The organism is Tenacibaculum sp. TC6, from assembly GCF_050606265.1.
GTDB lineage: Bacteria > Bacteroidota > Bacteroidia > Flavobacteriales > Flavobacteriaceae > Polaribacter.
In genome coordinates this window covers 54,355-75,932 of record NZ_JBOCUK010000005.1, presented here as the reverse complement: position 1 = coordinate 75,932, position 21,578 = coordinate 54,355, and the positions used below count along the sequence as shown (strand labels likewise).

General features: G+C 32.3%; 21 protein-coding genes. 7 read left to right on the top strand and 14 right to left on the bottom strand.

Annotated features, from left to right (window positions below):
- Positions 1–55: 55 nt before the first annotated feature.
- From ACQY1Q_RS04215 to ACQY1Q_RS04205, 3 genes are all read left to right on the top strand, one after another.
- Positions 56–2,212 (top strand): TonB-dependent receptor, encoded by a 2,157-nt coding sequence (locus ACQY1Q_RS04215; protein WP_431004141.1) that lies wholly within the window; start codon positions 56–58, stop codon positions 2,210–2,212.
- Positions 2,213–2,329: 117 nt separating this feature from the next.
- Complete coding sequence (locus ACQY1Q_RS04210; RefSeq protein WP_431004042.1) at positions 2,330–2,749, top strand: DUF2141 domain-containing protein; 420 nt, start codon at positions 2,330–2,332, stop codon at positions 2,747–2,749.
- A gap of 14 nt (positions 2,750–2,763) precedes the next feature.
- Positions 2,764–3,387 carry a hypothetical protein gene (locus ACQY1Q_RS04205; protein ID WP_431004041.1) on the top strand — a complete coding sequence of 208 codons (624 nt, stop codon included), beginning with the start codon at positions 2,764–2,766 and terminating at the stop codon, positions 3,385–3,387.
- A 46-nt stretch (positions 3,388–3,433) separates the two neighbouring features.
- On the opposite strand, the gene ACQY1Q_RS04200 is transcribed toward ACQY1Q_RS04205, so the two are convergent.
- The 14 genes from ACQY1Q_RS04200 to ACQY1Q_RS04135 all read right to left on the bottom strand — a co-directional run bounded on the left by ACQY1Q_RS04200 (position 3,434) and on the right by ACQY1Q_RS04135 (position 17,688).
- The gene (locus ACQY1Q_RS04200; protein WP_431004040.1) at positions 3,434–4,345 is read right to left on the bottom strand and encodes an NAD(P)/FAD-dependent oxidoreductase; all 912 of its coding nucleotides are present in this window, start codon (positions 4,343–4,345) and stop codon (positions 3,434–3,436) included.
- 127 nt (positions 4,346–4,472) lie between these two features.
- Complete coding sequence (locus ACQY1Q_RS04195; protein ID WP_431004039.1) at positions 4,473–4,901, bottom strand: DUF1801 domain-containing protein; 429 nt, start codon at positions 4,899–4,901, stop codon at positions 4,473–4,475.
- Between the two features lie 25 nt (positions 4,902–4,926).
- Entirely contained in the window at positions 4,927–5,403 is a 477-nt protein-coding gene (locus ACQY1Q_RS04190; RefSeq protein WP_431004038.1) for a hypothetical protein, read from the bottom strand.
- A gap of 65 nt (positions 5,404–5,468) precedes the next feature.
- Positions 5,469–6,356: a mechanosensitive ion channel family protein gene (locus tag ACQY1Q_RS04185; protein ID WP_431004037.1), complete on the bottom strand. Its 888-nt coding sequence runs from the start codon at positions 6,354–6,356 to the stop codon at positions 5,469–5,471.
- Positions 6,357–6,360: 4 nt separating this feature from the next.
- Positions 6,361–7,638: an APC family permease gene (locus ACQY1Q_RS04180; protein WP_431004036.1), complete on the bottom strand. Its 1,278-nt coding sequence runs from the start codon at positions 7,636–7,638 to the stop codon at positions 6,361–6,363.
- A 37-nt stretch (positions 7,639–7,675) separates the two neighbouring features.
- Positions 7,676–8,911, bottom strand: a complete 1,236-nt coding sequence (locus ACQY1Q_RS04175) for an MliC family protein (RefSeq protein WP_431004035.1) — start codon at positions 8,909–8,911, stop codon at positions 7,676–7,678.
- A 103-nt stretch (positions 8,912–9,014) separates the two neighbouring features.
- Positions 9,015–10,475 (bottom strand): serine hydrolase domain-containing protein, encoded by a 1,461-nt coding sequence (locus tag ACQY1Q_RS04170; protein WP_431004034.1) that lies wholly within the window; start codon positions 10,473–10,475, stop codon positions 9,015–9,017.
- An 88-nt stretch (positions 10,476–10,563) separates the two neighbouring features.
- On the bottom strand, positions 10,564–11,031 hold the full coding sequence (locus ACQY1Q_RS04165) for a DinB family protein (RefSeq protein WP_431004033.1): 468 nt from the start codon (positions 11,029–11,031) through the stop codon (positions 10,564–10,566).
- Between the two features lie 70 nt (positions 11,032–11,101).
- Positions 11,102–11,476, bottom strand: coding sequence for a cupin domain-containing protein (locus ACQY1Q_RS04160; protein ID WP_431004032.1), 375 nt, complete (start codon positions 11,474–11,476; stop codon positions 11,102–11,104).
- A 20-nt stretch (positions 11,477–11,496) separates the two neighbouring features.
- Positions 11,497–12,456, bottom strand: a complete 960-nt coding sequence (locus ACQY1Q_RS04155) for a carbon-nitrogen hydrolase family protein (protein WP_431004031.1) — start codon at positions 12,454–12,456, stop codon at positions 11,497–11,499.
- 237 nt (positions 12,457–12,693) lie between these two features.
- The gene (locus ACQY1Q_RS04150) at positions 12,694–13,767 is read right to left on the bottom strand and encodes a phosphotransferase enzyme family protein (RefSeq protein ID WP_431004030.1); all 1,074 of its coding nucleotides are present in this window, start codon (positions 13,765–13,767) and stop codon (positions 12,694–12,696) included.
- A complete protein-coding gene (locus tag ACQY1Q_RS04145) occupies positions 13,767–14,672 on the bottom strand; it encodes a nucleotidyltransferase family protein (RefSeq protein WP_431004029.1) in 906 nt (301 codons plus the stop codon). Before ACQY1Q_RS04145 ends, ACQY1Q_RS04150 begins: the two co-directional genes overlap by 1 nt.
- A 12-nt stretch (positions 14,673–14,684) precedes the next feature.
- Entirely contained in the window at positions 14,685–16,076 is a 1,392-nt protein-coding gene (locus ACQY1Q_RS04140) for a Gfo/Idh/MocA family protein (RefSeq protein ID WP_431004028.1), read from the bottom strand.
- 16 nt (positions 16,077–16,092) lie between these two features.
- Entirely contained in the window at positions 16,093–17,688 is a 1,596-nt protein-coding gene (locus tag ACQY1Q_RS04135; protein WP_431004027.1) for a M1 family metallopeptidase, read from the bottom strand.
- A 138-nt stretch (positions 17,689–17,826) separates the two neighbouring features.
- Between ACQY1Q_RS04135 and ACQY1Q_RS04130 the strand changes: the two genes are divergently transcribed.
- The 4 genes from ACQY1Q_RS04130 to ACQY1Q_RS04115 all read left to right on the top strand — a co-directional run bounded on the left by ACQY1Q_RS04130 (position 17,827) and on the right by ACQY1Q_RS04115 (position 21,576).
- Complete coding sequence (locus ACQY1Q_RS04130; protein ID WP_431004026.1) at positions 17,827–18,627, top strand: SDR family oxidoreductase; 801 nt, start codon at positions 17,827–17,829, stop codon at positions 18,625–18,627.
- Positions 18,628–18,689: 62 nt separating this feature from the next.
- Positions 18,690–19,343 (top strand): fructose-6-phosphate aldolase, encoded by a 654-nt coding sequence (gene fsa / locus ACQY1Q_RS04125; RefSeq protein ID WP_431004025.1) that lies wholly within the window; start codon positions 18,690–18,692, stop codon positions 19,341–19,343.
- 137 nt (positions 19,344–19,480) lie between these two features.
- Positions 19,481–21,163 (top strand): 2-succinyl-5-enolpyruvyl-6-hydroxy-3-cyclohexene-1-carboxylic-acid synthase, encoded by a 1,683-nt coding sequence (gene menD / locus ACQY1Q_RS04120; protein ID WP_431004024.1) that lies wholly within the window; start codon positions 19,481–19,483, stop codon positions 21,161–21,163.
- Positions 21,163–21,576, top strand: a complete 414-nt coding sequence (locus ACQY1Q_RS04115) for a DNA-binding protein (protein ID WP_431004023.1) — start codon at positions 21,163–21,165, stop codon at positions 21,574–21,576. The genes menD and ACQY1Q_RS04115 overlap by 1 nt, the downstream gene beginning before the upstream one ends.
- Positions 21,577–21,578: the final 2 nt, after the last annotated feature.

The window sequence follows — 21,578 nt, the reverse complement described above, 5'->3', positions numbered from 1 at the left end:
GATAACAATTGCACTTTTGAACTGTAAAAATCAAGTAACAATGACAATCAATATAATGAAAGCAGTACTCTTATGTATAACCTTATTTTTAGTAGGTGGTTTATATGCGCAAACAACTATTTCCGGAAAAGTAACTGATAGAAAAGGAGAAGCTATTATGGGAGCTAATGTTTATTTAGAGGGGACTTATGATGGTGCTTCTTCTGATGAACATGGCAATTTTAGCTTTACTACTTCTGAGAAGGGACTTCAAACCTTGTTAGTTTCGTTTATTTCTTTTGAAACCTATAGTAATAGGGCGGATGTTTCATTTTTTAAAAACTTAAAAATACGATTAAAAGAAGATGTTAATACGCTAGATGCTGTAACCATTAATGCCGGAACTTTTGAAGCGGGAGATCAAGCTAAGGTAACCGCCTTAAAACCATTAGATGTTGTTACAACTGCCAGTGCTTTGGGTGATTTTGTTGGAGCATTGCAAACCTTACCGGGAACTGCTGCTGTTGAAGAAGACGGGCGTTTGTTTGTACGTGGTGGTGAAGCTGATGAAACACAGATTTTTATTGATGGAATTCGTGTTTTTACACCGTATACTCCGTCTGCCAGAAACATTCCGACTCGTGGTAGGTTTTCTCCTTTTTTGTTTAAAGGGTTTGCTTTTTCTACCGGTGGTTATTCTGCTGAGTACGGACAGGCTTTATCAAGTGTTTTAGAAATGAATACCATTGATACTCCTGAGCAAGAAAAAACGGATATTTCTTTAATGACAGTAGGAGCAGGGATAGGTAATACTCAAATTTGGGGTAACAATTCATTAAGTGTAAATACCTCATATATTAATTTGGCTCCGTACCAAAAAGTATTTCCGGATAAAAATCATTGGATTAAACCTTTTCAGGCTGCTAATGGTGAAATGGTGTACAGGTATAAAACGAATTCTGATGGATTGTTAAAGTTGTACGGCGCATTTAGCTATACCGATTTTGAGATGATTCAAAAAGATATTAATTATGAAGAAGGATTCCATTTTGGGTTGACTAACAGAAACTTGTATTTTAATAGTTCCTATAAACAGCGACTTAATGGTCAATGGAAAATATCAGGAGGTGTAAGTTATACAAACGATCATTCAAATATTGGAATAATAGATAATATAGTAAAAGATCAGGAGCATTCTATACATGCAAAACTTAAATTACAAAATAAGATTTCTAATAGATTTAAATTGAATTTTGGAGCAGAGTACTTGCTTACTTCATTCAAAGAAAATTATAACAGTCCTTCTGTAGGAGAGTTTACCTCTCAATTTTCTAATGACATAGCAGGTGCTTTTGTTGAAACGGATATTTATTTTTCTAAAAAACTGGCATCTAAAGTAGGAATTCGTTTTGAAAATTCCGGTTTATTACACCAATCTACCATATCTCCAAGGTTTTCTTTAGCGTATAAAACTGGTAACAATGCACAGTTTTCAGTGGCCTACGGCCAGTTTTATCAAAATCCTAAAAATGAGTATTTAAAATTTGCTCAGAACTTAAAAGCAGAAGAAGCAACTCATTTTATAGCTAATTATCAATATGTAAAAAACAGACAAATTTTTAGAATAGAAGGGTATTATAAAGAATACGATAAATTACTAAAGTATACTACGCCTATGGCTATCGCAACGTCTGATTATACTAATGAAGGAAATGGGTATGCAAAAGGATTGGATGTTTTTTGGAGAGATGGTAAAACTATTAAAAATACAGAGTATTGGTTATCGTATTCTTATTTAGATACAAAGAGGGATTATAAAAATTATCCGGTAAAAGCTACTCCCGGATTTGCTTCATCACATAATATGTCTGCAGTAGTGAAACATTTTGTTAAAGATTGGAAAAGTCAGTTAGGTTTAAGTTACCGTTTTGCTACCGGAAGAACGTATACCAATCCGAATAGGGAAGGGTTTTTAAATGAAAAAACAATGAATTATAATTCGGTAAGCTTTAATTGGGCTTATTTATTAAGCCAGCAAAAAATATTGTATTTCTCTGTAAATAATGTGTTAGGAACGCAGAATGTATTTGGATATACCTATAAAAATACACCAGATAGTAATGGGTATTATGACAGGCAAGCTGTAAATCCTTCAGCCAATCGTTTCTTCTTTGTAGGCTTCTTTTGGACGCTTAGTGACGATAAAAAAGAAAATCAGCTTAATAATTTATAACCGAATTATATAAAAATTACAGTTCAACTCTAAAAAATAACAATTGAGTGTAAAGCTTTTTTATACGCTTAGGAGTAGAAATATATTTGAACAGCATTAATCAAAAAACAATTAACCATGCAAAAAATAATACTTATTACCGCTCTTTTTCTGGGAAGCGTAGCAACTTCTATAGCTCAGGAAAAATATACAGTAACAGTTGAGTTTTCCGGAATGAAATCGGATACAGGAAAGTTATATGTAGCGCTCTATGATAGCGAAGCTCAATTTCTTAAAAAAGGAATTCGGAGAGAAATTGTTGAAGTAAACGATAAAAAAGCTATCGTAACTTTTAAAGATGTTGCAAGGGGAGTATATGCCGTTTCTTCATTTCATGACGTAAATAATAATCAAAAAATGGATACCCGAATTTTTGGTATTCCTAAAGAACCTGTGGGTATTTCAAATAACGCAAAAGGTTTTATGGGACCTCCTAAGTTTGAAGATGCCAAATTTGAGGTAACTAAAAATACAACACTACAAATTCAAGTAAATTAAAAACATCTTAAATTATGAGAAAAATTAGTATACTATTATTGTTCGTACTATTATCAGTAAATATGCATGCTCAAAGTGCTTATGAAAAAGGCATGGAAAAAGCGTTTAAGTTATGGGAAACAAAAAAGAATGATGAAGCCTCACAATTATTTGAACGTATTTCTAAAGTAGAAAAGGAAAATTGGTTGCCTTCTTTTTATGTGGCAACTATAGAAATAATAGGTAGCTTTGGTATTAAAGATGAAGCTACATTGGAGGCTAAGTTAAAGAAAGCACAAGAATTTTTAGATGAGGCAAAATCACTATCGGAAAACAATCCGGAGATTATCATAACTCAAGCTTTATTAAACACAGCTTATATAGCGTTTGATGGGCAAAAGTATGGGATGACATTATCTATGAAAAATGCGATGTTGTATGCAGAGGCAGAAAAGTTGGCTCCAAACAATCCTAGAGTTGTATTAGGAAAAGCTGAATGGGATATGGGAAGTGCACAGTTTTTTGGTCAGCCTATTGATCCTTACTGTAAAAATGTAGAAAAAGCGTTAGCACTTTTTGAAACGGATGCTCCGGAAAAGTTTCATCCAAAATGGGGAAAAGATAGAGCAGAGCAAATTCTTAAGAAATGTAAGAAGTAAAAAAAGAGGTTGTAAACCTCTTTTTTTATTTGTTCATTAAATGAGCTTAAAAAACAGTTTCAACAAGTTCATAATTAATGGCAATTCCGGCAGTACTACCGCTATTTATAGCATTAGTAACAGAACGTTTCATGGTAGAGTTGTCTCCGCAAGCAAAAACTCCTTCAACGCTTGTTTTCTGAAAAGAATCGACTTTGATATAACCTTCATCAGTAATTTCACAACCTAACGATGTTGGAATCTGAGTATTTTGAGAGAAAGGAACACGGGTATAAATAGCCTCAAAAGTTTCTGTTTGTCCGTTAGTAAAAATAACTTCTTTTAAATAACCGTTGTCATGAATAAATTCTTGAATAGGAAGTTCTATAATTTTTATGGAATGTTTTTTAAATGAGTCAAGTTGCTGTTGTGAAAAGTTAGCTTTTCCTTGAGTTAATATAGTAAGTTGTTTGGTTAGGTTATTTACTAAGGAAGCTAAATGAAAAGCTACATTTTCGTTTGCTAAAATTGCGGTTTTTTGGTGTTTATACTCGTAACCGTGACAGTAAGGACAGTGGATAATTGAAATACCCCAGCATTCTGCAAATCCTTTAATGTTTGGAAATTCATCTTTTATTCCTGTAGCCAAAATGATTTTTTTAGTTGTATAGATATTTCCGGATTGGGTTTGTATGTTAAACAAATTATCAGTTTGTTTTTGACATGCTGTTGCTTTATCATTTAAAAAGGAAACTGTGTTATAGTTTAAAACTTGTTGTTTAGCTAATAATGCTATTTCGCTTGGTGTTTTTCCGTCTTGAGTTAAAAAGTTATGAGAATGTGGTGTTTGTTTGTTGCAAGGTTGTTGGTTGTCAATAATTAAAACCTTTCGTAATGAGCGTCCTAAAGCCATGGCTGCTGATAATCCTGAATAGCTTCCTCCTATAATAATGGTATCAAATAAAGAATTTTCTTTCATAATGTTTGTTTAAATTTTATACAGCGTTTATGTTTAAACAAAAATATGAGTTTGTATTTTTAAAGCAACTTTGTTGCGATATTAAAAATTGATAACTCTAATAGTATTTAGTTATGATGAAATAGTATTATAAGTTTAAATTAGGAAGATGTTTAACGGTGTGATAGGTGAGGGCTGCTTTTATACAGTGTTTTAATTTTTCAACAGGTACTTCTTCATGAAGATGAAATAGAATGGCCCTTTTACCTTCAAACGTAAAAGAGTTGTTAAAAATAGCTTTGAATGTTTGAATTAATCTACTGTTGCATTGGAAATACATAGCATACTGATTGGGAAATTTAGGTTTCCAGTCTATTCTGAGAGTGCTTCCTATTTTGGTAATGTAGCTAGGTTCTCCCCATTTTAAAGTTTCTTCTAATTCTGTAATTTCATCTATTTCATTAGCTGTTTCAATTATAAGGTTTCTGAGGTTTATCATTTTCTGTTTAACAGAATCAGGATAGTTATTAAAAACAGCAATAACTTGGGGTGTACTGTTAATTTGTAGTTTTTCCATATTTGAAACAAGCTTATGAGTATATTTAAAAATGCATCGAAATTCCTATTCCATTACCATTGGCAATGATTGTAAATTCCGGTTTAAAATTAAATGAGGAAGTTGATTGTAGCGATGAATTATATAATTCAATAGCTTGTTTTGTTTTTTTATTAGCACTTGAAGCAATTGGTATAGCTGTAACAATAATTCCTGCACCAACAGCTGCTAAAGTCCAGTTGGCTTCACCACCACCTATAGATTGTCCTAGGGGTATTCCTATTAAAATTCCTCCTGCACCTCCTAGTATATAAGCTAACGTATTATTTGTTTTAGCTTTTTTTAGTAATTCCAAAGCTTGCTTGTTAGATTGCATTAAAACAGTTAAATTATTCATCGTAAGGGTTTTTCCGTTTTGAGTATATCTATATCCTCCGAAAATTTTTTCTGTTTCAATTTTTTGTGCGTTACAAAACGTTATTGAAGTAAATACAAAAACTAAGGTGTAAATTATCTTTTTCATGTAGGTTGATTAATAGCTGTGTTCTTAATGATTTTCAAATATATAAAAAGATTATTTTGAAAGAATTATTGCTTAATCGTAATTTCTTTGTCAAATAAATTAACACCTCCTTTAACACCAAAATCTAAGGTAGTAACTGGGTAAGCAATGGAAATATTTTCTTGTTCAAAACGTTTTTTAATGCGAATGATACTATTACTCATAGCTTTTTGAAAATCGTTATTGTTGTTAAACTTTATCCAAAAACGGAGTTGAAAGTTGTATGTAGAGTTTCCAATTTCAGTAAAATAAAAATCCACCTCTTCATTAGGTAATAATTCTTCTAATTTTTTTACTTCATCAATGGCTACGTTTTTTACATGTTCTAAATCGTCTCCGTAAGAAACTCCGGATTTAAGAATAACTCTTCTTTTATGATAGGTTGAAAAGTTGGTAAAAGTATTGCTATAAATAATTTGATTTGGAATAAAAACTTCCTGTCCTGGAATCGTTTTTACAGTAGTAGTAATCCAACCTACATTAGCAACCACACCGTAGCAATTATCAATATTCACCCAATCGCCTTTTTTAAAAGGATGTTGTATTTTTAACAAGAGTCCGGCAAAAATGTTAGAAGCAATATCTTTAAAAGCAAAGCCGGCTATAATTCCTACAATTCCGGCCCCGGCTAATAAGTGCGTCAGTACTTTTTCTAAACCAATGGTTTGTAATGCAAGAAAAACACCGGTTAAAATAAAGTAAAAGTAAATAAGAGAACCTATGATACCCGAAATATCATTTTGTGTTTTAATGGTTTTTGCACAGAATTTTAATGTTAAGTTCTTAGCTATTCTGGCTAATACAACAAAAACAATTAAAACAACAATAGCTAAAAAACCTTTAGGAAGCCATGTTAGAATTGATTCTTCCCATTTATGAATTAAGTCTTTAAAATAAGTAAGAGTGGTATTCATATATTTAGTGTGTATTGTTTTTTTGGTACATCCATTCCATTACAAAACATAAAGTGATAATACTGGCAGATACAATAACTCCGGTGAGGTTAGAACTATATTGCTGACTGATTAAAATAATAAGAGCAATTATACATAAAATAAAACCGGATAAAGGAATTATTTTGTTTCCGTTAACTTCTTTTGAAAGCTTATATCCAACAAGGTTTACAATACCAAAAATTAATAAAAAACCAACACTACCAGCTGTTGATATACTTTCTAGTTTTAAAATGTTTACCAATACCAGTGTAACAACAGCGGTAATCATTAATCCGATAGGTTGATTCCAAAATTTAGCTAAAAAGTGATGAGGTAGTTCGTCGTCTTCAGCAATTTCATAATTTACTTTACTACCTCCGTAAAGAGAAGCATTTATAGCAGAAAAAGTTGAAATTAAAGCAGCAATTGTTATAATGGTGAATCCTACTTTTCCTAACATTGGTCGGGCAGCTTCCGCAAGTACATAATCTTCGGCGGAGGCAATTTTTTGAAAGGGAAGTGAGCCAACAGTAACTAAAGCGATGATTATGTATAAGAAAATGACAAAAATGACTGAGAAATAATATGCTTTTGAGATGTTTTTTTCCGGAGAAATGATATCCGGAGCTGCATTAGCAATCAGTTCAAAACCTTCATAAGCAACAAAAATAACCATTCCGCCGGCAAAAAGTTTTATAGGGTTTTCCCAATTTTGAATAGCCAGTTGTTCTACATTAGGATTGCCTATTAATCCGTAAGCACCTAACAAAATAAAGCCAATCAGAATAATTAATTTAATGATAACAGCATAAGATTCTATTTTACCTACAACCGTAATACTGTAATAGTTTATAGCAGTAGCTATAATAATAATAGCGCTAGCGTACATATGAAAATCCACTGTTTTATTATGAGTAATTTCCCATAGGTTAGGAGCATATGAACCAAAAGCGGAAGCGTATAAAGAAAGCATAATAATATAGCTTACCCATAATAAATTATTTAAAGCACCGCTAAAAACAGTTTTACCAAAACCTTGATTGATAAATTTAACGGTACCTCCGCGATCCGGATATTTTTTAGAGAGATTAACGTAGCTGTATGAGGTGATTAAGGCAAGTAATCCTGCAAAAAGAAAAGCAATAGGGGTACCACCTTTTGCTAAGGAAACAGCAAGACCAAGTACAGCAAAAATTCCACCGCCAACCATTCCTCCGATACCGATAGAAATAGCCTCTTTAAGTCCAATTTTTTTACTCATCATGTTTTATTTTCAAAGGTTATTTTTTAGGAGGTATTTAAAATTCAGTTACTTTATCTATAACCAATTGTCGCATTGCTTCTCCGTCTACTAATTTATAAGAAACTTGGCGTGTTCCTCCTGTAGGATTAGAGTTTGTGTCGGTATCTTTATAAATAGGAAAACGCTGCACTAATGAAGTTTCAACAAGAGAAAATTGATCATGTCCCATATATCCTTTATTAATAGCCTTGTTTTCTGCTGTTGGAGGAAAATATACCTGACTCATTGATTTTTTATTATTAACAGAAAAAGCGAATACTTCTCCATAACTACCGCTACCGTCAGATTGGGTATAAACGAATAGTTCAGGAGAACCGTCTGAGTTAAGATCTTCTACTTCGGCACCTATGACTTGTGATCCTTCTATATCAAAAGTTTCATTAAACTCAACTTCTTCAAGTCCGAAAGTAAAAATGGTTAGTGTATTTTTTTCTTCCTTTTTAACAGAAGTTACATTAAAACCTATTTTTTGAAGGGTAAGAGTTTTTGAAAAAGAGGTTAGGTCTATTTGTTGAGTATCTAAAGGTTCTTGGATTTTAGTATAAGTTCCTGCAAGCGTTGCTCCTCCGGAACAAAAAAAGTAAAGAGTTTTTTCATCCTCTTGGTTTTTGGTAGTAATGGTAATACTATCATTAGAGAATGTATAAAGAATTTTTTTTCCGTCTTGAAAAGACTCAAATATATTGTTATTGTCTGTAGGGTAAGCCTTTGTATCAAAAGTACATGTGGGCTTTTTTTTATCTGCCCTTGATCTGATTGAAATCTGAATAGAGTTGTTATTTCCTTGTTTAACGGATACTGCAACCCAGTCATATCCTTCGCTTCTTTTTGTATATCCTTCACTAACATAATTACCTATAAAAAGAAGCGGTTCGTTAACAAGTTGCCCATGAGCTAAAGTTTGATCTCCTTTATAAAAAGTAAAATCATTTCCTTTATTCCAAAAAATATATCCGTTTGTATCTTCATATTTTGCTCCACTTCCGGAAGGAACATGATTCATCGTATATATTTTGTTATGAGTTACATCTTCTAAAATAATTCCTTCTTTATTGTTTTTTAAGATAAACTTATAGGCGTTATCAGCAGAAATAAAGGTTATTTTTTTAGTAGGAATTGTATCAGTTTGTTCAGTAGTAGTTTCTGTAGTGTCAGTTTTTTGCGAGTTTTTACAGCTCATTATTGTAAGAAAAATAATGCTTAACAATAATACAATTGGTCTTTTGTTCATGTGAATTGTTTTTGTTTTGAGTAGCTACTATTTCATAGCCCTCAAGATACTAATTTGTTTTTTGATTTATAACAAGTTTCTATATTTAGATATTGTACAAAGGTTACTTTTTTACCTTATAAAATGTATATCTATTGTTAAAAATCATAACCAATTTATTATTTTCTGATTGTATAGAAACCTTTTCACCGGTATCTGTATCAATAAATGTTGAAGGGGCAGTTGGGGTTAAAATATTAAGATCACCATTGTTAGGATCGTAAATGCATAAATGATTATTTTTAATTGTTATTTCTACGAAATAATCACCAATATTAGGTACTTGAAAATTTAATTGGTAAGTTCCTGTGTATTCGTTAAGAGTTTCAATAGGAATTTCAACAGCATTAACAACTTGTTGTTTGCTAACGCCCCATTTATAATATTGAGAAATACCACGTAATACTTCTCCCATAAGTTTGCCTCCGTTGTCTGCATTTGTCATAACTATAACAGCATTTCCACGATGAGCAAAAGCGACCATTTCATTAGTAAAACCAGCATTTTTACCTCCGTGTCTAAAGACTAAAGAATCACTTTCCCTTTGTAAAGAAGGTCCTAATCCCCAATTATTTTTATGTTTGGTTAACATGGCTTCAACTGTTTTTTTATGAAGCACGCCTTTTTTGTTTTCTTTTACAATTTGTTGAATTTCCATGCAATATTTAGCTAAATCAGAAGGAGTTGTCCATAAACCTGCAGCTGCTTTTTCCGGATAATTATTCCACTTGCCTTCAATCATTTTTCCTTTACGATTATAAGCTGCACTTATGTTTGTATATTTTGTAGAATCAATAGGTTGACTGTAAGTACTGTTCTTCATGTGGATAGGTTGGAGAATAGCTGTGTTTATATAATCTTCAAAAGATTGTTTAGTTACGTCTTCAACTACTTTTTGCATTACAGTATAACCACCACCTGAATACCGCCAAATGCTTCCGGGAATTGTATCAATGGTAATTTTAGGAGTGTTTCCTAATCCATTTAATACATCTGTTGTGGTAGGAAAAGTATCTGTTTGTTTGTACCCCGGAAATCCGTGAACAGTCATTCCGGCTGTATGAGTTAATAATTTTCTAAGAGTTACTTTTTCGTGTTGTGTCAGCATATTTTCAGGAACTTTCCAATCCTGTAAATAGGTGTTTACATCTTGATCCAAATTAACTTTATTTTCTTCTACTAGTTTTAATACTGCAAGAGCTGCCACGGGTTTACTGATTGACCCTGCTTGAAATAAAGTATTAGGGCCAACTTTTTTGTTGGTTTTTGTATCACTTATTCCGTATCCTTTGGCCCATTTTAGCTGTCCGTTTTCTACTACCGCAATACTCACTCCGGGTACGTTGTAGTATTTCATTCTTTCTGTGAGGTTATATGGCTTTATTGAGTCACCTGCTATATGAATGGCAGGTAAAAGGTTGTTTTCAATAGCTGTTATTTCATCAGATAAAGTGTTGGATGAGTCTTTTTTACAAGAAAAGTTTATAAAGAATAAAGTGAAATAGAAAAGAGTTAGTTTTTTCATTTTTTTTAAGTAATTATTTATTCAAAAGACATTGTTTTTGTTACAAAGTGACTGTTGAGTGATTATTTTTTCAAGGTCTTTTGTGAGGTTAATCCCATAGAAAAGGACGTTCCACTTCCATAGTTCTTAAATAGGATAAAAATTGACCTGTGTGAACAGCTTCATGATACCCGATTCGTAGTAGATATTTACCAAGTAGTTTCTTTTCTCCGTTTCCGGGATGAGTAACCATGATATTAGTTAGTTCTAAATCTGAAAATTTTCGGATGCTATTTAGAAACTTTTCTCTGTAGGGTTTTGCAAAATTTAGTTCTTCTTCTACACTTATAAAAGGTTTGTTATGCCAAGGAGTTTTATAGTTAGTCATATCTCCTTGATTAATAATAATATTCCATCCATAGTCAGCTTCCAAAACATGTCTAACCATTTGAATAGCACTCATGGCTTGATTATCCGGTTTCCAATCATAGTATTTCTTAGGAAGAGCTTTCCATAGTTTAATACTACGCTTTCTTGTTTCTTCTAAGTTTAATAAGATGAGCTCGGTTTGCGTCATTTTTAAATATTATTTTTTTGTTTATGACTTGTTGTGTTGCATGAATTTTCTGTTAAACCCTCAGCATTTTTTAAATCCAATCAAGTTTTTCAACTGTTTTTTCAGTTTTTATTGCACCGGTATGTTCGGTTTCTTTGGGTTCAAAAAGTAGATTAAAAACAATATCTCCGTTAGTATAAGGTTTGTGTTCTACACCTTTTGGAATAATGATAATTTCCCCTTCATTAACAGCTATCTTTTTTCCGTTTCTGAATTCTATATACAAGGTTCCTTTTAAAACTAAAAAAAGCTCGTCTTCGTTTTCATGGCTATGCCAAACAAACTCATCTTTTAGTTTACAAAGTTTTACATATTGTCCGTTGAGTTCTCCTATAACGTGAGGTGTCCATAATTTTTCAAATAATGAAAATTTTTCCATTAAGTTGATCGGTTGTATCTCTTCCATTTTATTGGTTTTAAAGATGTTTAATTTACATCATTAACAATAGTAATAATAGATTGTCTTTCTCTGTTAACGGTAAGTTTTGTTACATCAGGTCTGGAATAATGTCCAACAGCGTCAAAATTTTGTCTTTCTTCCCATACTCTGTTAATGTCAATAGTAGCCATTATAAGATCTTCTTTTTCGGTAACCGGAGCTACTATCCATTCTCCATCGGGACCGGCAATACAAGAACCTCCATTGGCTAAAGTTTTCGGTGCGTTTTTAAGAATTTTTTCAAGATGGGGAGTGTCTTCAGGAAAATCTTCAATACTCATTAAACTAGAAACAGACACCACAAAAGAACGAGATTCTTTAGCAATAAATCTAGTAATATCAAAAGTGTTGTTTTCAGAGCCCGGCCAAACGGCTATATGTAAGTTTTCTCCTAAGCCATAAAGGGCTGTTCTAGGTAGTGGCATCCAGTTTTCCCAGCAGTTTAAACCGCCTACGGTAAAACTTTTTAACTCGTGAACTTTTAATCCGTTACCATCTCCTGGAGCCCATGTTAATCTTTCTTCATAGGTAGGTTGTAATTTTCGGTGTACAGATTGAATTTGGCCGTTAGTATCAATATAGACTAAAGAGCAGTATAAGCTGTGCCCGCCTCTGTTTTTTGCACGCTCAATCATACCTAAATATACAGCCACTTTATTGTTCTTAGCTAGAGTACAAATTTCATCAAGCTCTCCGGCTTCAATTTGAATTGAATTTTTAAGGTAATGAGCATGTATTTCTTTTTGAGTTGTAGAGTTGAATTCAGCTCCGTTTGTAAGGGTTAACCAAAAAGGGTATCCGGGTAATAAAGCTTCACCAAAAACAATAAGTTCACATTGATTGTCTCCTGCTTTTGTTATATAGTTTTTTATTTTTTCAATGGTTTTTTGTTTGTCTAGCCAAACAGGGGCTATTTGAGCCATTCCTATTTTAAGAGTATGTTCCATGGTATTGAATAGTGTAAAGTGTGTGTGTTATTTATGGAACTAAGATAGTGAAAAGGAGATGTTTATTTTGTGAAGCCTTAGAGTAATTGGGATTGTGTTGTGTTAAAAAGTGTTAATATACATTGTATATACCAGTTGTTTTTTATTAAGGGGTGTATTTGACAATTTTAAAGGTATTCCTATTGTATAAAAGCAAGTGAAATTTTGCACACTAAAAAATAAGTGTGCAAAATTAATTTATAGCGTGTATTGTTTTTTTACATAGGCACACATTTCTTCGTAATGAGCTAGTATATCTTTAAGTAAAGCTATTTGAACTTTTGTTCTTACTAAGTTATGTTCCGGATAGGATGTTTGATAGTATATATCTCCGTTTAAATAATCAGCAAGAAAACGAATAGTTTGTTCATAGGTAATGATTTTAGCTCCTAAAACTAAGGTGTCAATTTCTTTCGGAGTAATGAAGTCTTTAGAAACAGAAGCATATCCTTTAGTAAAAGCTTTAAATAAATCGAAATGCAGTCCAACTTTGGAAATGTCTTTTTCTTCTTCACCGGCTGTATTCATTCCGGTTCGCACAGCATCGCCAAAATCATAACATAGATATCCAGGCATGGTAGTGTCTAAATCTATAATGCATAAGGTTTCATTATGTTGGTTGAATAAAATATTACTTAGCTTCGCATCTTGATGGATACTTCTTAAAGGAATTAGTTGTTGCTTTCCTAAGTTTACCACTTCTTCCATTTCCGGTGCCAGGTTTAATAAATAGGTAACTTCTTCTTCAACCGTAGCTAGTCTATTATCAATATTGTTTTTAATAGCCTCTTTAAATTGTTCAATTCTAATAGAAGTATTGTGAAAATTAGGTAGTATTTCAAATAATGGAGGCTCAGGAAGGTCTATCAATTGTTTTTGAAAAGTAGCAAAAGCTGTTCCTAAAGCTGTTGCTTGTGATGGGTTTTGTAATATTTCAAAGGTAACGGAACCGGGTAGGTAGTTAAACATTCTCCAAAAATTACCTTCATCATCTTTATAAAATCCATTATTAGTATTGGTTAAAATTACTTCTAATGTATTTTCTTGGTTTTCTTTGGAAGTTTTAGTTTTTATATGCTCAGTAATACGAATGATATTTTGCGTAAGTTCTTTTACATTCTTAAAAATATGGTGATTTACTTTTTGAAGAATATAACAGGCTTGTGTTGTGTTGATTTTGTAAGTGGCATTAATATAACCGGAGTTGATGGTTTCAGTAGTTATGTAAGTGCCTTTTATTTGAAAGGTATTAATAATAGGAGTTAAATTCATTAGGTATTCCAAAGTTTTTCAGGGTATGCTCCTGATTGGGTTAGTTGTTTAATATTGTTTATTACTAAATTTTTATCTTCTTTATAGGTCATACCAAACCATTTAGCGTTCGTTGGTAATACTGTAACAGCACTTTGTTTGTTAGTAATAAGGTTGTTAATTACCGAGGGTAAATAGAATTCTGATTTTTGCTCGGAAAGGTGTTGGGTTAAAAAGGTAATAAAGTCGTTTTCAAAAGCGGCAAAGGTAGCCGGTGTTAATCCAAACATATTCATAGAGGCAATATCATCAGAATTTAGCTTGGTTTCTTTGGTATCTTCAATAAAAACAATACGATTTCCTTTTTTTTCAATTTGCGTTCGTTCTGTAATTGAAGTAACTTCATTTTGAGTGTTTATAGTACAAATTCCTCTAGAAACACTTCCGTTTTCTGATAATGTGTTGATGAGTTTATAACCAACCATACATTGACTTGAAATATTTGTAGGTTGTAATGTTTTTAAATGAGAAGCAATTACTTGAAAAGATTCACTACCATAAAAATCATCAGCATTTATTACCGTAAAATTAGAAGTTATTGTATGTCTGCAGCACCAAATGGCATGTCCGGTTCCCCAAGGTTTTACTCTATTTACAGCTTTAAAATTTTCGGGTAAATCTTGTGTGTCTTGGAAAACAAAATCTACCTCAATATGGTTTTTAAATTTGTGTGTGATTTGTTGTTTGAAGTCGTTTTCAAACTCTTTACGAATTACAAAAACTACGTTAGTAAAGCCGGCTCTTTTGGCATCAAAAACAGAATAATCAATAATTGTTTCATTAAAATCATTTACAGGGCTTAATTGTTTTAAACCGCCAAATCTGCTGCCCATTCCGGCAGCCATTACTAGAAGAGTTAAACTCATAGATTGTCAATATTAAATGTCTCTCATAATTTCTAACGGATTTTCTTTTTTCCATTGTCCGTTAGTAAAATCAGGTATTGGAATAGATAAACTTTTGCTGGCTACGGAAATTTCCGATAGCGGAGTTATAGCACTCCACATTACACTATCATAAGCATTAATATCTAGAGGAACACCAAGGTTTAAACATCTGATTAAACGATATATCATAACAAAGTCCATTCCTCCATGCCCTTGTTTAAAACTTTGACTAATCGTTTTTAATTTTTTTATAATTGGGTGTGTATATTTACTTTGATAACTTTGATAGTCATCATCAGACAGCCATTTATGTCCCCAAAAAGCCAATTCTTCTTTGTCAATATAAAGTCGGCTAGGATAACCATCATGAGTAGCTTTGGTACCTACTACTTTATTGATACGAGAATACGGGCGTCCGGTATGTACATCAAACTGTAATAAAATAGTTTTTCCTTGTACCGTTTTAATCATGGTAGAGTTCATATCTCCACATTTAAAATTGGTGTAAGGAGAATTCATACGTTTAGCTGTTTGGCTTAAGTTGAGTTCTCTTGAACTCATTGAAGTTAGATGGTCATAGGTGTCACCACGACCAATATTAAGGTAAAAGCTAATAGGGCCTAATCCGTGTGTAGTATAAAAGTTTCCGTCTCTTTCAATATGATGTTTTAAGCGCCATTGATTTTCATAGTAATCATTACTTAACATGTGAGCTCTTAAGTCATGTAAATAAGCTCCTTCAGTATGAGTAATGTTTCCAAATACACCATTTTCAATCATGTTAAGTACAAATAGTTCTTCTTCATTATAACAGCAGTTTTCAATCATAATACAATGTTTCTGATTTTTTTCTGCAGTTTCAATCAATTCCCAACATTCACTTAATGTATAAGCTATTGGAACTTCGGAAGCAACATGTTTTCCGTGATTCATGCCATAAATGCACATAGGCGCGTGATGTTCCCAAGGAGTAGTAATTACCAATAAATCAATATCGTCTTGTTGAGCCAGTTTTTTCCATTCATTTTCTCCGCCAAAATAAAGTTTAGCTTTTTTCTTTTGCCATTGACTAAGACGTTCTGCTGCTTTTTGTACTTTTTTCTCCCGTAAATCAGAAAGTCCTGCTATTTCGCAATGCCCCTGAGCAATTAACCATTCAAACATTTGAAGTAAGGTAGTGCCTCGGTTACCTAACCCTATGATTCCTACTTTTACTTTTTTTATAGGATCGGCTTTTAAACCAAATAAATTTCCTTTAGTAGCTTTACTTGTAGCTTGAATAGCTTTTAGCAGTGCATCATTATCATTGGCATACGAGGAAAATGGGAGAGAGATAAACGCTGAAGCTCCCAGTAACGATTGGATGAAGTTTTTTCTATTCATGAATATAGGTTATTAGTTATAACTGAGTAACCTTTACATAAAAATTAGGATCAACAGTTATAGTATGTGTGTTTGTTTTTAGTGTTTGCCAATTTTGAGTAGGAGCTAGTAAAATATCTTCTTTATTTACGTTGATTTTTATAGGCATATTAAATCCATCAACTACATTTGTCCATCTATATTTTAAAGTTCCTTTATGGAGTTTGTATTCAAATACAGGTATTTTTATAGTACGTAAATATTGATCAAATACCTTAGATAAATCAATACCGGATTGTTTAATTAAGTAGTTTTCAATTTCTTGAGTAGTAACTGTTTTATGATAAAATGTTGCATTCAATCCTCTTAATATTTGACGCCATTTAGCATCGTCATTTACTAATTGACGAATCGTATGCAGCATATTAGCACCTTTGTAATACATATCACCGGAACCTTCATCATTTACGTTATATTGACCAATGATAGGAATATCGTTTTGTATAGCTTTTCGAGTTCCTATTACATATTCAGCAGATGCTTGTTTACCGTAGTAAAAATCTAAAAACAGGTTTTCAGAATACGCAGTAAAACTTTCATGAATCCACATATCAGCAATATCTTTATAGGTGATGTTGTTGGCAAACCATTCATGACCGGCCTCATGAATAATAATAAAATCAAATTTTAATCCCCAACCTGTTCCTGATAAATCTCTTCCTAAATAACCATTCATAAATTGATTCCCGTATGTAACAGAACTTTGATGTTCCATTCCTAAATACGGAACTTCTACCAATTTAAAACTATCTTCATAAAAAGGATACTTTCCAAACCAGTATTCAAAAGCTTTCATCATTTTAGGAGCATCTTTAAATTGCTTCTTTGCTTTGTTAAGATGATCTTTCAGAACATAGTATTCCATATCTAATTCTCCATCTTCTCCTTGATATTTTTCAGAAAAATGAGTATAATTACCAATATTTACATTTACTCCATAGTTATTAATCGGATTGTTCACAAACCAATGATAGGTTGTGGTATTGTCATTATGTTCTTCGACTTTTCGTAAACGACCGTTAGATACATCCATTAAATTTTTAGGAACTCGTACACTAATAGCCATACTATCTACTTCATCATACATGTGGTCTTTATTGGGCCACCAAACACTTGCTCCTAATCCTTGACAGGAAGTGGCAACAAAATGATTGCCATTAGCATCTTTTTTCCAAGAAAAACCACCATCCCAAGGAGCTCTTACAGCTTCTTTAGGATTTCCTTCATAATATACAATAACAGAATTGGACGTGCCTGTTTTTTGTTTTTCTGTTAAATGAATAAAATGAGCATTTCCTTCAGAAGTAATCTTTAATTTTTTACCGTTTTGAGTTGCTTTGGTAATACGTAAAGGAGGTTGCAAATCTACTTGTAATGTAGTTGAAGGTTGTAATACTGTGTATTGAATTGTATTTTTTCCTTTAATAAATTTTTGATCCGGATTTACCGCAATATCTAAATGGTAAAAAGTTAAGTTCCACCACGATCTTTCAGGGGTAATTGAGCCTCTTAAAGAGTCTTGACGGGTAAAGGTTTTTGAGTGATGAAATAATGAGGTTTGAGAAAAGCTCATTAAACAGGTTAACAATAGAAAACTGCTAAGAATATATTTTTTACGCATAACATCAATAAAATAGAGAGGCTAATATAAGTTTTTAAAGTGTTTTTTTATTGAATTTAACTTTTAGATATTTGCTTAAAAATAGAGTACATGTCAAAAGTTGTCTTAATAACAGGAGCTTCATCAGGAATAGGAAAGTCTATAGCTACCTATTTACATACTAAAAATTATAAAGTATACGGAACCAGCAGAAACCCCAGTACGGTTGAAGTTCCTTTTTCAATGGTAGCTCTAGATGTTACTAAAACAGAAACAATTCAACAGGCTATAGCTACCATAATTCGGCAAGAAGGAAAAATAGATGTTGTGGTTAATAATGCAGGAAAAGGAATTACAGGACCTATTGAAGATACGCCTACTGATGAGATGAGGTCGAATTTTGAAACTAACTTTTTTGGAGTTATAGAAGTGATTAAAGCAGTATTACCTCAAATGAGACAACAACAAAGCGGGTTAATTATCAATACGACTTCTATAGCGGGTTATATGGGATTGCCATTTAGAGGAATTTATTCAGCAAGTAAAGGAGCATTAGAACTGGTTACTGAGGCTTTAAGCATGGAGGTTAAAAGTTTTGGAATCAAAGTAGTAAATGTGGCTCCGGGAGATTTTGCTACTAATATAGCTGCCGGTAGGTTTCACACGCCTGTGTATGAGCACTCTGCTTATAAGAAAACATATGCTGAGAATTTAGCATTGATGGATGCTCATGTAGATTCAGGAAGAAATCCTATGGTTATGGCAAAAGCGGTATGTCAAATTATTGAAAGTAACCAACCTAAAATCCATTATAAAGTGGGTGCCTTTATGGAAAAGTTTTCTATTGTTTTAAAAAGAATTTTGCCAGATAAAGTTTATGAAAAACTCTTAATGAACCATTATAAGTTGTAAATTCGCAGCGTATTAAAGAAAACATTTTTTGTAACAAAACACAACGTAATAAATCAATACACATGAAATTTTTTATCGACACAGCTAATCTTGATCAAATTAAAGAAGCTCAAGCTTTAGGTATTTTAGACGGAGTAACTACAAACCCATCATTGATGGCTAAAGAAGGAATTACCGGAGAACAAAACATCTTAAATCACTATAAAGCGATTTGCGAAATTGTAGAAGGAGATGTATCTGCTGAAGTAATCGCAACAGATTTTGACGGAATGGTTAAAGAAGGTGAAGCTTTAGCTGCTTTACACCCTCAAATAGTGGTTAAGTTACCAATGATTGCTGATGGAATAAAAGCATGTAAGTATTTTTCTGATAAAGGAATTAAAACAAATGTAACTTTAGTATTTTCTGCCGGACAAGCATTGTTAGCAGCAAAAGCAGGAGCAACGTATGTGTCTCCTTTTATTGGACGTTTAGATGATATTTCTACGGATGGATTGAATTTAATATCAGAAATCCGTCAAATTTATGATAACTATATGTTTGAAACGGAAATTTTAGCAGCTTCTGTTCGTCACACTATGCATGTTATTGATTGTGCTAAAATTGGTGCTGATGTAATGACAGGACCTTTAAGTGCAATTAAAGGTTTATTAAAGCATCCGTTAACAGATATTGGTTTAGCGCAATTTTTAGCAGATCATAAAAAAGGAAACTAATTTTCTTTTTTAAAACATACTAAAAGTCAGAAAAATGAAAAGATACTTTGTCTTTGAAATTTCTGACTTTTTGCGACTTTAGTATTAACTCAATTTATAATTTTAAAGGAAATAAAAAGCCTTTTCATAAAAAAGTAATGTATCCCGAAATAGAATTAGCACAATTAGTAATATCAGCATGTGATCAATATGCTATTGATACCATTGTAATATCACCGGGCTCAAGAAATGCGCCTTTAACTGTTGGTTTTACTAATCATTCCGGTAGTAAAACATACAGCATTGTTGATGAACGCTGTGCTGCTTTTTTTGCAATGGGTATAGCGCAACAAACTCAGAAACCTGTAGCTTTAGTATGTACTTCAGGTACTGCATTACTTAATTATTATCCGGCAATAGCTGAAGCTTTTTATAGTAATATTCCTTTAGTGGTTATTTCTGCTGACAGGCCTAAACATTTAATTGATATTGGGGATGGTCAAGCAATACGTCAAGAAAACGTATATGCTAATCATATTTTATATACAGCTAATTTAACAGATGGAGCAGAAGAACAGGAAAATAATGCTTTTCAAATATGTAAAGCATTGCATACTGCTATCTATCAAAAAGGCCCTGTGCATATTAATGTTCCTTTTGAAGAACCTTTATACAAAACCGTAGAGGTGTTGAGTACTGCTGTTGTTGAAAATATACAACGAGGAAAAGAAAAAGTAGAACATGAGTTTAGTGCTCAACATAAAGCGGAGATTCATTATCAGCAATTGGCAGAGCAATGGAACTCTTTTGAGCGTAAGTTAATTCTTATAGGAGTAAATTATCCGTCAGCTGACTTAGAAAATATCCTAGAAAAATATGCAAATGATAGTTCTGTATTGATAATGACAGAAACTACGTCTAATTGTCATCATACGGATTTTATAAACAGTATTGATCAACTAATAACTCCGCTTACTGAAACAGAGTTTGAACAATTACGCCCGGATGTTTTAATTACATTTGGAGGATTAGTGGTGTCAAAAAGAATAAAAGAATTTTTAAGAAAATTCCAACCTGCTTTGCATTGGCATATTGATGAGCATACAAAATTGGATACCTATTTTTGTTTAACAGAACATATTAAAGAAAAACCGGAAGCATTTTTATCGACCCTTTTTGCATATCAAAAAGAAAGTAATAGTTTGTATAAAAAATCTTGGTTGCCAATTAAACAAGACAGATTAGTACAGCATACAGCTTATTTGGCAAATACGCCTTATTCTGATTTGAAAGTTTTTGAAGTGCTATTGCAATCAATTCCAGACAATTGTCAATTACAGTTAAGTAACAGTTCTGTAGTTCGATATACACAGTTGTTTACGTTAAATCCAACATTACACGTTTTTTGTAATCGAGGAACCAGTGGGATTGACGGAAGTACCAGTACAGCTATTGGAGCAGCAACTACGGCAGAAAAACAAACAGTTTTTATAACCGGAGATATCAGTTTTTATTATGATAGCAATGCTTTGTGGAATAGCTATGTTCCGAAGAATTTCAGGATTATTATTGTGAATAATTCAGGAGGAGGAATTTTTAAAATTATTCCCGGACCTCAGTCAACAAATGCATTGAAATATTTTGAAACACCACATAATTTAACGGCAGAATTTTTAGCTAAAACGTATGGATTTATGTATTGCTCAGCTAAAAATAATATGGAGTTAGAAAAAGAATTAAAAGAGTTTTATAAAGTATCTGATGTCCCAAAAATTTTAGAGATTTTTACTCCATCAGATGAGAATGGTGAGATACTAAAGCAATATTTTAAAAATTTATAATGGATTTAAAAGAAGGTGATAAAGTGAACCTGATTATTGGGTTGAAAACTCATTTAGGGTATACCGCGTTAATAAACGAAGAGCATGAAGGTCTTCTGTATAGAAATGAAGTGTTTACTGAATTAGAAGAAGGAATGCATATAATAGGTTATGTTAAAAAACTTAGAGAGGATGGAAGAGTAGATCTTTCATTACAACCTCAAGGGTTTAAAAATGCAATTGATTCAGATGTAGAAAAGATTTTAGCAAAATTGAAAGAAGTAGGGTTTTTATTGTTAACAGACAAAAGCTCTCCTGAATCTGTTAAATTTCACTTACAAATGAGTAAAAAAGCATTCAAAAGAGCTATTGGTGTTTTATATAAAAAGAAAGCAATACTTATAAAAGAAGATAGAATAGAATTACTAAAATAGTA

Coding starts and splice junctions, on each gene's coding strand:
- ACQY1Q_RS04135 (WP_431004027.1), bottom strand. CDS start 17,688: ATGAGCTTTTCTCAAACCTCATTATTTCATCACTCAAAAACCTTTACC.
- fsa (WP_431004025.1), top strand. CDS start 18,690: ATGAAATTTTTTATCGACACAGCTAATCTTGATCAAATTAAAGAAGCT.
- menD (WP_431004024.1), top strand. CDS start 19,481: ATGTATCCCGAAATAGAATTAGCACAATTAGTAATATCAGCATGTGAT.
- ACQY1Q_RS04115 (WP_431004023.1), top strand. CDS start 21,163: ATGGATTTAAAAGAAGGTGATAAAGTGAACCTGATTATTGGGTTGAAA.
- ACQY1Q_RS04180 (WP_431004036.1), bottom strand. CDS start 7,638: ATGAGTAAAAAAATTGGACTTAAAGAGGCTATTTCTATCGGTATCGGA.
- ACQY1Q_RS04190 (WP_431004038.1), bottom strand. CDS start 5,403: ATGAAAAAGATAATTTACACCTTAGTTTTTGTATTTACTTCAATAACG.
- ACQY1Q_RS04215 (WP_431004141.1), top strand. CDS start 56: ATGAAAGCAGTACTCTTATGTATAACCTTATTTTTAGTAGGTGGTTTA.
- ACQY1Q_RS04165 (WP_431004033.1), bottom strand. CDS start 11,031: ATGACGCAAACCGAGCTCATCTTATTAAACTTAGAAGAAACAAGAAAG.
- ACQY1Q_RS04130 (WP_431004026.1), top strand. CDS start 17,827: ATGTCAAAAGTTGTCTTAATAACAGGAGCTTCATCAGGAATAGGAAAG.
- ACQY1Q_RS04200 (WP_431004040.1), bottom strand. CDS start 4,345: ATGAAAGAAAATTCTTTATTTGATACCATTATTATAGGAGGAAGCTAT.
- ACQY1Q_RS04195 (WP_431004039.1), bottom strand. CDS start 4,901: ATGGAAAAACTACAAATTAACAGTACACCCCAAGTTATTGCTGTTTTT.
- ACQY1Q_RS04150 (WP_431004030.1), bottom strand. CDS start 13,767: ATGAATTTAACTCCTATTATTAATACCTTTCAAATAAAAGGCACTTAC.
- ACQY1Q_RS04205 (WP_431004041.1), top strand. CDS start 2,764: ATGAGAAAAATTAGTATACTATTATTGTTCGTACTATTATCAGTAAAT.
- ACQY1Q_RS04160 (WP_431004032.1), bottom strand. CDS start 11,476: ATGGAAGAGATACAACCGATCAACTTAATGGAAAAATTTTCATTATTT.
- ACQY1Q_RS04145 (WP_431004029.1), bottom strand. CDS start 14,672: ATGAGTTTAACTCTTCTAGTAATGGCTGCCGGAATGGGCAGCAGATTT.
- ACQY1Q_RS04175 (WP_431004035.1), bottom strand. CDS start 8,911: ATGAACAAAAGACCAATTGTATTATTGTTAAGCATTATTTTTCTTACA.
- ACQY1Q_RS04170 (WP_431004034.1), bottom strand. CDS start 10,475: ATGAAAAAACTAACTCTTTTCTATTTCACTTTATTCTTTATAAACTTT.
- ACQY1Q_RS04155 (WP_431004031.1), bottom strand. CDS start 12,456: ATGGAACATACTCTTAAAATAGGAATGGCTCAAATAGCCCCTGTTTGG.
- ACQY1Q_RS04185 (WP_431004037.1), bottom strand. CDS start 6,356: ATGAATACCACTCTTACTTATTTTAAAGACTTAATTCATAAATGGGAA.
- ACQY1Q_RS04210 (WP_431004042.1), top strand. CDS start 2,330: ATGCAAAAAATAATACTTATTACCGCTCTTTTTCTGGGAAGCGTAGCA.
- ACQY1Q_RS04140 (WP_431004028.1), bottom strand. CDS start 16,076: ATGAATAGAAAAAACTTCATCCAATCGTTACTGGGAGCTTCAGCGTTT.